Genomic DNA, 12,040 nt, shown 5'->3' on the forward strand with positions numbered 1-12,040 from the left:
ACCCGACTGCCACGGCGGCCGCGCAGTGGGTATGAAGGGAGCGTGGGGCGCGGGGCGGCGCCGGGCCGCGATCACGTAGCGTGGGCGCACCGGGGCACGACGGGGGATGACGACCGAAGGGATCACGGTGAGCGACAGCAGGGGGCAGCAGACCTCCGACCAGCCACCGCGGGACGACCGCGGGCGCCCGGCGGGCGGCCCGCCGGAGCGGCCCGAACGCGGCGGCGGCATCCTGATGGGCCGCCCCTTCGGCGTGCCCGTCTACGTCACCCCCTCCTGGTTCGTCATCGCCGCGCTGATCACCTGGGTCTTCGGCGGCCAGCTCGGCGACGTCCTGCCCGACCTGGGCACCGCCCGCTACCTGGTCGCGTTCTTCTTCGCCGTCGCCTTCTACGCCTCCGTCCTGGTCCACGAACTCGCCCACACCCTCGTCGCGCTGCGCTACCGGCTCGGGGTCCGGCGGATCCAGCTGCAGTTCTTCGGCGGGGTGTCCGAGATCGAGAACGAGGCCACCTCGCCCTGGCGGGAGTTCTGGCTGGCCTTCGTCGGCCCGCTGCTCTCGCTGCTGCTCGGCGGGGTGTTCTACCTCGGGGTGCGGGCCGTGGAGCTGTCCACCGTCCCCGGGGTGCTGCTCACCGGGCTGATGGTCTCCAACCTGGTGGTCGCCGCCTTCAACCTGCTGCCCGGCCTGCCGCTGGACGGCGGCCGGATGCTGCGCGCCGTGGTCTGGGCGGCCACCGGCCGGCCGATGGCCGGCACCGTCGCCGCCGCCTGGGCCGGCCGGGCGCTGGCGATCGCCGTCCTGATCGGCCTGCCGCTGGTCAGCGCCGCGCGCAACGTCGAGCGCACCACCACCGACACCCTGGTGGACGCGGTGCTGGCCGCCGTCCTCGCCGCGATCATCTGGAACGGCGCCACCGGCAGCCTGCGCAACGCCCGGCTCAAGGAGGTGCTGCCCGGCCTGCGGCTGCGCGACCTCGCCCGCCGGGCCGTCGAGGTCACCGCCGACACCCCGCTCGGCGAGGCGCTGCGGCGCGCCCGCGAGGCCCAGGCCGGCGCGGTCGTCGTGGTGGACGGCCGGGGCGAGCCGATCGCCATCGTTCGCGAGTCCGCGGTACGGGCCGTACCGGAGCACCGCCGCCCCTGGGTCGCGGTCGGGGCGCTCTCCCGCGACCTCGAACCGGGGATGCGGCTGGACGCCGATCTCAGCGGCGAGGCCCTGCTGCGGGCCGTCCAGGCGACCCCGGCGGGGGAGTACCTGGTGGTCGAGGCGGACGGCCGGATGTACGGCGTCGCCGCGCTCACCGACATCGAGCAGCGCCTGACCGCCGCCGTCGCCGGGCACTGATCGGCCCCGGTCGGGAAGGGTGACGCACTTCCCGTAGGATTGCCCGCATGTCCGAACCGACCGGTGCCGCCCGCCGACGCGGGCCCTTCCAGGTCGGGGACCAGGTCCAGCTGACCGACCCCAAGGGTCGCCACTACACGTTCACGCTCCAGGCCGGGAACCAGTTCCACACCCACAAGGGTGCGTTCCCCCACGACGAGCTGATCGGCGCCCCCGAGGGCACGGTCGTGCGCACCACGGGGAACGTCCCGTACCTCGCGCTGCGCCCCCTGCTCCCCGACTACGTCCTGTCCATGCCGCGCGGCGCCGCCGTGATCTACCCCAAGGACGCGGGTCAGATCCTGGCGATGGCCGACATCTTCGCGGGTGCCCGCGTGGTCGAGGCCGGCGTCGGCTCGGGCGCGCTCAGCACGTACCTGCTGCGCGCCGTCGGCGAGCAGGGCATGCTCGCCTCCTACGAGCGCCGGCAGGACTTCGCCGACATCGCGCAGGGGAACGTCGAGCGCTACTTCGGCGGCCCGCACCCGGCGTGGAAGCTCACCGTGGGCGACCTCCAGGACAACCTGGTCGAGACCGACGTCGACCGCGTCATCCTCGACATGCTGGCCCCCTGGGAGTGCCTGGACGTCGCCGCCAAGGCGCTCGTCCCCGGCGGCCTGATCTGCTGCTACGTGGCCACCACCACGCAGATGTCGCGGACCGTCGAGGCGCTGCGCGAGCACGGCAGCTTCACCGAGCCGCAGGCCTGGGAGACCATGGTCCGCACCTGGCACCTGGAGGGCCTGGCCGTCCGCCCGGACCACCGGATGATCGGCCACACCGGCTTCCTGCTCACCGCCCGCCGCCTGGCGGACGGCGTCGAGCCGCCGCTGCGCCGCCGCCGTCCGGCCAAGGGCGCGTACGGCGAGGACTACGACAACGGGGCGCCGGAGCCCACCCTGCAGGAGCGCGCCGCGGCCCGCAAGGCCGCCCGCGAGAGCGGGACCGAGCAGCCCGACCTGGGCTGAGTACCTGTGCACGCGTGAGGGGTGGCACGAGCAAGAGCTCGCGCCACCCCTTCGCCGTTCACGCCACCCGCGTGTGGGACGATGCTCGCTCACCCACACCACTGGAGGGGACGCCTGGTGGAGACCGCGGTCAAGGCGACGGCTGGACAGCAGACCCCGCAGGGCCGGAACCGGCCCGGGCACGTGCGGACTTCCCCCTGGCACTGGGCCCTCGCCCTGGCCGGCTGCGGCGCGGTGGTCGCCGCCACCCTCGCCGCCGCCCCGGCGACCGGCACCCCGGCTCCCCTGCACCACACCGCGGCGGCCCTGCCCCCGAGTGCCGCACCCGACCCGGCGAAGGCCCAACTCCCGCTCGACTGCGGCCCGTTCCCGGTGAAGACGGTGCTGGCCGTGCCCGCCACGCTGGCCGACGGGCGGCCCGCCACGGTCGTCGCCGCACGCTGTGACGCCGTCAACGGCACCCCGCCGGACGCCGTCTACCTGCTCGGCTTCGGCGCCGACCACCGCCCGGCGGTGCTGGCCACCCTGCTCTCCGAGCGCGAGAACCTCACCGTGGGCCGGCTCGCGCTGCGTTCGGACGGCGCCATCACCGGCCACGCGCAGGGGTATTCGAGCGAGGACGTGCCGCGCTTCAGCCCGGACATCTCACTCGACCTCACCTGGAAGCAGAAGGGCGGCGGCTGGGAACGCTCCCAGTCCGCCGCCCCGACGACCCTCAGCTAGCGCTAGTCGGCGTCCGGCCCGTACACCTCGACCCGGTCCGAGACCCGGCGCACGTGGATGCACTCGCCCGGGCACTCCTTGGCCGAATCCACCACGTCCTGAAGGAGCGTCAGCGGCACCGGGGCGGTCTCCCCGGGCTGCTGGCGCAGTTCGTCGTCCGGGCCCTTCACGTAGGCCAGGCCGTCGATGTCCAGTTCGAAGACCTCTGGGGCGTACTGCACGCAGATGCCGTCACCGGTGCACAGGTCCTGGTCGATCCACACCTCCAGAGGCTCGGTCGCCACCGCGGTCCGCTCGGTCACCGACATCGTTCCCTGCCGTTTCTGTCCCGGGTCGCCCGCATTCCTGGGGCAATCCCGCCATTCGTACAACGATCGGAGCCGGCACTGCGGTCGCGATCGGATATCACTTCGCTCGACGATACATCTGGCCCGCTTTGGCCGGTGCGCGGTGGGTATCCCCTTAGCAGAGGGGAAGCACGCTGGGGCGAAGATCGGACACGCCCGTTCCATCTTTCTTGATCTAGGGGTTTACGGACCCCTGGTCCCAGGTAGGGTCTGGAAGCGTCCAGCTCCCCGGAGGAGGTGAGGACCGTGGCAGCCCACGATGACGACTACAACCGCAGCACCGGCAGGCCCGCTCGTGGTTCCGACGAGGCCGCTCAGGTCTCGTTCCTTGAGCAGGAAATCGCCGTGCTGCGCCGCAAGCTCGCCGACTCGCCGCGCAATTCGAGAATCCTCGAAGAGCGGATCGTCGAGCTCCAGACCAACCTGGCCGGCGTGACCGCCCAGAACGAACGGCTCGCCTCCACCCTGCGCGAGGCCCGCGACCAGATCGTGGCCCTCAAGGAGGAAGTGGACCGGCTGGCCCAGCCCCCGGCCGGGTTCGGCACCTTCCTCGAGGCGAACGAGGACGGCACCGCCGACATCTTCACCGGCGGGCGCAAGCTCCGCGTGAACGTCAGCCCCACCGTCGCCCTCGACGAGCTGCGGCGCGGCCAGGAAGTGATGCTCAACGAGGCCCTCAACATCGTGGACGCGATGGCCTTCGAGCGCATCGGCGAGATCGTCACCCTCAAGGAGGTCCTCGAGGACGGCGAGCGCGCCCTGGTCATCGGCCACACCGACGAGGAGCGGGTGGTGCGCCTCGCCGAACCGCTGCGCGAGGCCACCGTCAGGGCGGGGGACGCCCTGCTGCTGGAGCCCCGCTCCGGCTACGTGTACGAGGTGGTGCCGAAGTCCGAGGTCGAGGAGCTGGTCCTCGAGGAGGTCCCGGACATCGACTACCGGCAGATCGGCGGCCTGAGCAACCAGATCGAGCTGATCCGCGACGCGGTCGAGCTGCCGTACCTGCACGCCGACCTCTTCCGGGAGTACGAGCTGCGCCCGCCCAAGGGCGTGCTGCTCTACGGCCCGCCCGGCTGCGGCAAGACGCTGATCGCCAAGGCGGTCGCCAACTCGTTGGCCAAGAAGGTCGCCGAGGTGACCGGCCGCCCGCAGGGGAAGAGCTACTTCCTCAACATCAAGGGCCCCGAGCTGCTCAACAAGTACGTCGGCGAGACCGAGCGGCAGATCCGGCTGGTGTTCCAGCGGGCCCGGGAGAAGGCGAGCGAGGGCACGCCCGTCATCGTCTTCTTCGACGAGATGGAGTCGCTGTTCCGCACCCGCGGCTCCGGCGTCAGCTCGGACGTGGAGAACACCATCGTCCCGCAGCTGCTCGCCGAGATCGACGGCGTGGAGGGCCTGGAGAACGTCATCGTCATCGGCGCCTCGAACCGCGAGGACATGATCGACCCGGCGATCCTGCGGCCCGGCCGCCTGGACGTCAAGATCAAGATCGAGCGCCCGGACGCCGAGGCCGCGAAGGACATCTTCTCCAAGTACCTGAAGGACTCGCTGCCGTTCCACCCGGACGACCTGAAGGAGCACGACGGCTCGGTCGACACCACGGTGGCCGCGATGATCCAGTCGGTCGTGGAGCGGATGTACTCCGAGACGGAGGAGAACCGCTTCCTGGAGGTCACCTACGCCAACGGTGACAAGGAGGTCCTGTACTTCAAGGACTTCAACTCCGGCGCGATGATCCAGAACATCGTCGACCGCGCGAAGAAGATGGCCATCAAGGACTTCCTCGACCACGGCCAGCGCGGTCTGCGCGTCTCCCACCTGCTCGCCGCCTGCGTGGACGAGTTCAAGGAGAACGAGGACCTGCCCAACACCACCAACCCGGACGACTGGGCCCGCATCTCCGGCAAGAAGGGCGAGCGGATCGTCTTCATCCGCACGCTCGTCACCGGCAAGCAGGGCGCCGAGTCCGGCCGCTCGATCGACACCGTCGCCAACACGGGCCAGTACCTGTAAGGCACGCGGTGACCCGGGCCGGCAGCGGTCCCCGGAGCAGTACGCACACCGTCCGGCTGTGGCGCCTCGCGGCCCCGCAGCCGGACGGCGCGTCTCGGGGCCCGCCGTCCGGCGCCGGGTTCTAGGCTCGACCCACCGTTCGCGGGCAGAGGAGCGCCGGCGCCGGTGTTGTTCAGCGGGACGTCGGCGTGTTCCGTCCGTGGGGGCGGGACACCAGGCAAGGAGGGCCGCATGACCGTACGGCGCGTGATGGGCATCGAGACCGAGTACGGGATCTCCGTGCCCGGGCACCCCAACGCCAACGCCATGCTCACCTCGTCCCAGATCGTCAACGCGTACGCGGCGGCGATGCACCGGGCACGGCGGGCCCGCTGGGACTTCGAGGAGGAGAACCCGCTGCGCGACGCGCGGGGCTTCGACCTCGCGCGGGAGGTGGCGGACGCCAGCCAGCTGACCGACGAGGACATCGGCCTCGCCAACGTCATCCTGACCAACGGGGCCCGGTTCTACGTGGACCACGCGCACCCCGAGTACAGCTCGCCCGAGGTGACCAACCCGCGCGACGCCGTGCTCTGGGACAAGGCCGGCGAACGGATCATGGCGGCCGCCGCGCGGCGCGCGCTGGAGCTGCCCAACGGGCAGACCATCCACCTGTACAAGAACAACACCGACAACAAGGGCGCCTCCTACGGCACCCACGAGAACTACCTGATGAAGCGGGCGACGCCGTTCGCCGACATCGTCCGCCACCTCACCCCGTTCTTCGTCTCCCGCCAGGTGGTGACCGGCGCCGGCCGGGTCGGCATCGGCCAGGACGGCTCGGCGCACGGCTTCCAGATCAGCCAGCGGGCGGACTACTTCGAGGTCGAGGTCGGCCTGGAGACCACCCTCAAGCGGCCGATCATCAACACCCGGGACGAGCCGCACGCGGACGCCGAGAAGTACCGCCGGCTGCACGTGATCATCGGGGACGCCAACCTCTCCGAGATCTCCACCTACCTCAAGCTGGGCACCACCTCGCTGGTCCTGTCGATGATCGAGGACTCCTTCATCGCCTCCGACCTCGCCGTCGACCAGCCGGTGCGCACCCTGCACCGGGTCTCCCACGACCCGGACCTCAAGCACCTGATCACCCTGCGCAACGGGCGCAAGCTCACCGCCGTCCAGCTCCAGCTGGAGTACTTCGAGCTGGCCCGCAAGTACGTCGAGGACCGCTTCGGCACCGACGCCGACGAGCAGACCGTGGACGTGCTGGCCCGCTGGGAGGACGTCCTCGGGCGGCTGGAGCGCGACCCGATGTCGCTCTCCCGGCAGCTGGACTGGATCGCCAAGCGGGAGATCCTGGAGGGCTACCGCAGCCGGGACGCCCTGGAGTGGGACAACCCGCGGCTGCACCTGGTCGACCTCCAGTACAGCGACGTACGGGCCGAGAAGGGCCTCTACAACCGCCTGGTGGCCCGCGGCCGCTTCGAGCGGCTGGTCACCGAGGAGGAGGTCGAGCGGGCCGTCACGCAGCCCCCGGAGGACACCCGGGCGTACTTCCGCGGGCGCTGCCTCGACCAGTACGCCGAGCACGTCGCGGCGGCCTCCTGGGACTCGGTGATCTTCGACCTGCCGGGCCGGGACTCGCTGCAGCGGGTGCCCACGCTGGAGCCGCTGCGCGGCACCCGCAACCACGTCAAGGAGCTGCTGGACCGCTGCCGCACCGCGGAGGACCTGCTCCGCGTCCTGGCCGGCGGGTAACTTTTCGATCACCACGGGTGAACGTCCGCCGAATGGGAATCATCCGGGGTGGCAGCGGGTGTTGGACAGGAAGCGCCACCGGTGAACCGGGAGCAGCAGTCGCACCTTGTGTATAGGGTCGGTGCAGCAGCACCGATCGAACCGTGCCAGACGAATCGAGCGGGGTGAGGGAAATGGCGAGCAAGGACACCGGCGGCGGCCAGCAGCGGGCGAACCGCTCCTCCGAGGAGGTCGAGGAACAGGCCGCGGAAACCCAGAATTCCGACGACCTCAAGGAGCGCCAGGAAAAGCTGAGCGACGACGTCGACGCGGTACTGGACGAAATCGACGAGGTGCTCGAGTCGAATGCGGAGGATTTCGTCCGCGGATTCGTTCAGAAGGGCGGGCAGTAGCCCCTCCCCGGAATTCCGGAATTCACGGTCGCGACCGTCGAACGCGGCCGGGCGGCGCGGTCCGCCCGGCCGTCCGGCACCGGCCCCTCCGAGCGTGGACGATGATCGTCGGCCGGTAGGGTGCGGGCAGCGTGCGCTTCAAGCTACCTGGAAGGAATCGTGTGGAAGCCAACACTCGCGGCACCGGGCGTCTACCGGCTGCCTTCCTGACCCCGGGGTCGTCCTCGTTCCTCGACTTCCTCGCCGAGCACAAGCCGGAGCTCCTGCCGGGCCACGGCGGGCTCCCCGCGGGCACCGTGGTCGAGGCCCCGCACGGGACCACGATCGTCGCCGCGGTCTTCGACGGCGGCGTGGTGATCGCGGGTGACCGCCGGGCGACGATGGGCAACGTGATCGCCCAGCGCGACATCGAGAAGGTGTTCCCGGCCGACGAGTACAGCGCGGTCGGCATCGCCGGCACCGCCGGCCTCGCGGTCGAGATGGTCCGGCTGTTCCAGCTGGAGCTGGAGCACTACGAGAAGATCGAGGGCACCACGCTCTCCCTGGAGGGCAAGGCCAACCGCCTCACCACCATGATCCGGGGCAACCTCGGCATGGCGATGCAGGGCCTGGCCGTCGTCCCGATGTTCGCCGGCTACGACCTCGACCGGGGCCGCGGCCGGATCTTCAACTACGACGTCACCGGCGGGCGTTCGGAGGAGCGGGGCTTCGCGGCCACCGGCTCCGGCTCGGTCTTCGCCCGCGGCTCCCTGAAGAAGCTCTACCGCGAGGACCTGACGGCCGAGCAGGCCGCCACCCTGGTCGTCCAGGCGCTGTACGACGCGGCCGACGACGACTCCGCCACCGGCGGCCCGGACCTCGCCCGCAAGATCTACCCGATCGTCTCGCTGATCACCGAGGACGGCTTCCGCCGGCTCACCGAGGCGGAGGTCGCCGAGATCGCCGTCGCCATCACGGACGAGCGCCTGGCCCGTCCGAACGGCCCGCAGGCCCCGCTGATCTAGCCATCACCTCACCAGGAAGGGACGACCGCCGGTGTCGACACCGTTCTACGTCTCGCCCCAGCAGGCCATGGCGGACCGCGCGGAGTACGCCCGCAAGGGCATCGCGCGCGGCCGCAGCGTGGTCGTGCTCACCTACGCCGACGGCATCGTCTTCGTCGCCGAGAACACCTCGCGGGCGCTGCACAAGGTCTCCGAGATCTACGACAAGATCGCCTTCGCGGCGGTCGGCCGCTACAACGAGTTCGAGAACCTGCGCATCGGCGGCGTCCGCTACGCCGACCTGCGCGGCTACTCCTACGACCGGGCCGACGTCACCGCCCGCGGGCTCGCCAACGTCTACGCCCAGACCCTGGGCACCATCTTCTCCTCGGTCGGCGAGAAGCCGTACGAGGTCGAGCTGATCGTGGCCGAGGTCGGCCGCGGCGTCGACCAGGACCAGATCTACCGGCTCACCCCGGACGGCTCGGTCGTCGACGAGAAGAACTACGTGGTGGTCGGCGGCAACGCCGACTCCATCGGCAACTACCTGGGCCAGCGCCACCGCGCGGGGCTGAGCCTGACCGAGGCGGTCAGGGTCGCCGTGGACTCGCTCGCCCGCGACCCCAACGGGGGCAGCCCGCGCACCCTCACGCCGGAGCAGCTGGAGGTGGCCGTCCTCGACCGCCAGCGGTTCCAGCAGCGCAAGTTCAAGCGGATCCTGGGCAACCAGCTCGGCCGGTTGCTCGACGGGGACCAGTCCGCCGAGGCGGACGACGAGGAGCCGGCGGCCACCCCGCCGGCCGGCGAGTAGTACGGCGGAGTCCCGTGCGGCGGCGCGACCGCCGTGCGGGACTCCGGTGCCCCTGCGGCGGCCCAGTCGTCGTGGAGGCGGTTTCGGACAGCTCCACAAGCAAAGGAGTGCTCATGGACCGCCGGATTTTCGGGCTGGAGAACGAGTACGGCGTGACCTGCACGTTCCGCGGGCAGCGACGGCTGTCGCCGGACGAGGTGGCGCGGTACCTGTTCCGCCGGGTCGTCTCCTGGGGCCGAAGCAGCAACGTCTTCCTGCGCAACGGCGCCCGGCTCTACCTCGACGTCGGCTCGCACCCCGAGTACGCCACCCCCGAGTGCGACGACGTCGTCGAGCTCGTGACCCACGACAAGGCCGGCGAGCGGATCCTCGAAGGCCTGCTGGTGGACGCCGAGCGGCGACTGCACGAGGAGGGCATCGCCGGCGACGTCTACCTCTTCAAGAACAACACCGACTCGGCCGGGAACTCCTACGGCTGCCACGAGAACTACCTGGTGGCCCGGCACGGCGAGTTCTCCCGGATCGCGGACGTGCTGATCCCGTTCCTGGTCACCCGGCAGCTGATCTGCGGCGCGGGCAAGGTGCTGCAGACCCCGCGCGGCGCGGTGTACTGCGTCAGCCAGCGGGCCGAGCACATCTGGGAGGGCGTCAGCTCCGCCACCACCCGCTCCCGCCCGATCATCAACACCCGGGACGAGCCGCACGCGGACGCCGAGCGCTACCGCCGGCTGCACGTGATCGTCGGCGACTCCAACATGTCCGAGACCACCACGCTGCTCAAGGTCGGCGCCACCGACCTGGTGCTGCGGCTGATCGAGGCCGGCGTGGTGATGCGCGATCTCACCCTGGAGAACCCGATCCGGGCGATCCGCGAGGTCAGCCACGACCTCACCGGCACCCACCAGGTGCGGCTCGCCAACGGCCGCGAGGCCAGCGCGCTGGACATCCAGGAGGAGTACTACAGCAAGGCCCTGGAGTTCGCCGACCGCAAGGGCCTCAACACCGGCACCGTCGCGCAGGTCCTCGACCTGTGGGGCCGCACCCTGGAGGCCGTCCGCACCGAGCGGCTGGACGGGGTGGCCACCGAGATCGACTGGATCATGAAGTACAAGCTCATCGAGCGCTACCGCGAGAAGCACCAGATGAGCATGTCCAACCCGCGGGTGGCGCAGATCGACCTCGCGTACCACGACATCCACCGCCGGCGCGGCCTGTTCTACCTGCTCCAGGGCAAGGGGCAGGCGCGGCGGGTGACCACCGACCTGAAGACCTTCGAGGCGAAGTCGGTGCCGCCGCAGACCACCCGGGCCCGGCTGCGCGGGGACTTCATCCGCCGGGCGCAGGAGCAGCGGCGGGACTTCACGGTGGACTGGGTGCACCTGAAGCTGAACGACCAGGCGCAGCGGACGGTGCTCTGCAAGGACCCGTTCCGTTCGGTGGACGAGCGGGTGGAGAAGCTGATCGCGGGGATGTAGCCCGCGCGTTCGTGATCAAGGTGCGGTCCGGCCCCGGTGGTGTCTACCGGGGCCGGACGCGTGCCGGGCATACGCTGTCCGTCGAGTCTGGAGAGCCGACTTCGATCGACAGTTAGGACCACCGTGCGCCGCACCGCCGGTTTGCTTCTCACCCTGCCGCTGCTGCTCGCGGTCGCCTGCAGCAGCTCGCCCAAGGCGGCCTCCCCGGCGACGCCGTCCGCGGCGAGCGCGCCCCCGACCGTGCCCGCTCCGGTCAACGAGGCGTCGCCGATGCCGACCCTGTCGGGCGGCGGGTTCGGGAGCAAGGCGACCATCACGATCCCCGAAGGCGCCCAGCCCGGCGGGCAGTTCGTGGTGAACACGGTGAGCGAGGGCGATCGCGCGGCGGTCGCCAAGGGCGACTGGGTGACGGTCAACTACACGGCGAAGGACTGGACCACCGGCAAGGACCTGCCCAGTTCGTACGACCCGAGCGGCAAGCCGCAGCTCTACCAGGCGGGCAGTGGGCAGCTGGTGCCGGCGCTCGACCAGAGCGTGATCGGCAAGAAGGTCGGCAGCCGGCTGCTGGTGGTGGCCCCGCCGGCCGCCGCCTTCGGCGACTCGGGCTCCGAGCAACTCGGGGTGGCCAAGGGCGACACCGTGGTGTTCGTGCTGGACATCGTGGAGAGCCTGCCGCAGGACTCCACGCTGACCGGGAACATGACCGAGCCGGCCGCGACCCTGCCGCAGGTCAAGGACAACGGCAAGGCGGCGACGACGATCACCGTCCCGACCGGGCAGGCCGCGCCGACCGACCTCCAGCAGGCGGTGCTGATCAAGGGCGAGGGCAAGCAGGTCAAGAGCGGGCAGACCCTGGTGGTGCAGTACACCGGGGTGCTGTGGAGCAACGGCCAGCAGTTCGACGCCTCCTGGACGCACGGCGGCGCGCAGGCCGTGCAGATCGGCACCGGCAGCGTGATCGAGGGCTGGGACAAGGGCCTGGTGGGGCAGGCCGTGGGCAGCCGGGTGCTGCTGGTGGTGCCGCCCGCGCAGGGGTACAAGGACCAGGCGCAGGGGGCGGTGCCGGCGAACTCCACGCTGGTCTTCGTGATCGACATTCTGGAAGCGGTCTAGGAACTCGGCCCGGGGATTCCGTACTCTTGGGCGGACGCTCGTACAACAACGACGCGTCCGTCCTCATCCTGAGCTGTCATACTGC

At 70.9% G+C, this 12,040-nt stretch carries 11 protein-coding genes; 10 read left to right on the top strand and 1 reads right to left on the bottom strand.

The features are described 5' to 3' along the window. Positions 1-127: 127 nt before the first annotated feature. The 3 genes from AB2U05_RS26575 to AB2U05_RS26585 all read left to right on the top strand — a co-directional run bounded on the left by AB2U05_RS26575 (position 128) and on the right by AB2U05_RS26585 (position 3,078). On the top strand, positions 128-1,348 hold the full coding sequence (locus AB2U05_RS26575; RefSeq protein WP_369184458.1) for a site-2 protease family protein: 1,221 nt from the start codon (positions 128-130) through the stop codon (positions 1,346-1,348). 47 nt (positions 1,349-1,395) lie between these two features. Beyond that, a complete protein-coding gene (locus AB2U05_RS26580; RefSeq protein WP_045697530.1) occupies positions 1,396-2,355 on the top strand; it encodes a tRNA (adenine-N1)-methyltransferase in 960 nt (319 codons plus the stop codon). Between the two features lie 117 nt (positions 2,356-2,472). Next, positions 2,473-3,078 (top strand): hypothetical protein, encoded by a 606-nt coding sequence (locus AB2U05_RS26585; protein WP_052707413.1) that lies wholly within the window; start codon positions 2,473-2,475, stop codon positions 3,076-3,078. 2 nt (positions 3,079-3,080) lie between these two features. Here the strand turns inward: AB2U05_RS26585 and AB2U05_RS26590 are convergent, their stop codons facing one another. Beyond that, entirely contained in the window at positions 3,081-3,386 is a 306-nt protein-coding gene (locus tag AB2U05_RS26590) for a ferredoxin (protein ID WP_045697532.1), read from the bottom strand. 285 nt (positions 3,387-3,671) lie between these two features. Between AB2U05_RS26590 and arc the strand changes: the two genes are divergently transcribed. From arc to AB2U05_RS26625, 7 genes are all read left to right on the top strand, one after another. Beyond that, positions 3,672-5,438 carry a proteasome ATPase gene (gene arc, locus AB2U05_RS26595; RefSeq protein WP_045697534.1) on the top strand — a complete coding sequence of 589 codons (1,767 nt, stop codon included), beginning with the start codon at positions 3,672-3,674 and terminating at the stop codon, positions 5,436-5,438. 231 nt (positions 5,439-5,669) lie between these two features. Then, positions 5,670-7,181: a depupylase/deamidase Dop gene (dop, locus tag AB2U05_RS26600; protein WP_045710212.1), complete on the top strand. Its 1,512-nt coding sequence runs from the start codon at positions 5,670-5,672 to the stop codon at positions 7,179-7,181. A gap of 173 nt (positions 7,182-7,354) precedes the next feature. Then, positions 7,355-7,573 (top strand): ubiquitin-like protein Pup, encoded by a 219-nt coding sequence (locus AB2U05_RS26605; protein ID WP_031069167.1) that lies wholly within the window; start codon positions 7,355-7,357, stop codon positions 7,571-7,573. A 161-nt stretch (positions 7,574-7,734) separates the two neighbouring features. Then, complete coding sequence (prcB, locus tag AB2U05_RS26610) at positions 7,735-8,577, top strand: proteasome subunit beta (RefSeq protein ID WP_045697539.1); 843 nt, start codon at positions 7,735-7,737, stop codon at positions 8,575-8,577. A gap of 31 nt (positions 8,578-8,608) precedes the next feature. Continuing rightward, positions 8,609-9,367, top strand: coding sequence for a proteasome subunit alpha (gene prcA, locus AB2U05_RS26615; RefSeq protein WP_045697540.1), 759 nt, complete (start codon positions 8,609-8,611; stop codon positions 9,365-9,367). A gap of 113 nt (positions 9,368-9,480) precedes the next feature. Further along, on the top strand, positions 9,481-10,842 hold the full coding sequence (pafA, locus tag AB2U05_RS26620) for a Pup--protein ligase (RefSeq protein WP_045697542.1): 1,362 nt from the start codon (positions 9,481-9,483) through the stop codon (positions 10,840-10,842). Between the two features lie 123 nt (positions 10,843-10,965). Further along, positions 10,966-11,955: an FKBP-type peptidyl-prolyl cis-trans isomerase gene (locus AB2U05_RS26625; RefSeq protein WP_052706590.1), complete on the top strand. Its 990-nt coding sequence runs from the start codon at positions 10,966-10,968 to the stop codon at positions 11,953-11,955. Positions 11,956-12,040: the final 85 nt, after the last annotated feature.

It is taken from the genome of Streptomyces sp. Y1 (genome assembly GCF_041053115.1).
GTDB lineage: Bacteria > Actinomycetota > Actinomycetes > Streptomycetales > Streptomycetaceae > Kitasatospora > Kitasatospora rubellomurina.

Excerpts from the sequence above, each read along its gene's own strand:
- dop (WP_045710212.1), top strand. The coding sequence starts at position 5,670 with ATGACCGTACGGCGCGTGATGGGCATCGAGACCGAGTACGGGATCTCC.
- AB2U05_RS26590 (WP_045697532.1), bottom strand. The coding sequence starts at position 3,386 with ATGTCGGTGACCGAGCGGACCGCGGTGGCGACCGAGCCTCTGGAGGTG.
- pafA (WP_045697542.1), top strand. The coding sequence starts at position 9,481 with ATGGACCGCCGGATTTTCGGGCTGGAGAACGAGTACGGCGTGACCTGC.
- AB2U05_RS26605 (WP_031069167.1), top strand. The coding sequence starts at position 7,355 with ATGGCGAGCAAGGACACCGGCGGCGGCCAGCAGCGGGCGAACCGCTCC.
- AB2U05_RS26580 (WP_045697530.1), top strand. The coding sequence starts at position 1,396 with ATGTCCGAACCGACCGGTGCCGCCCGCCGACGCGGGCCCTTCCAGGTC.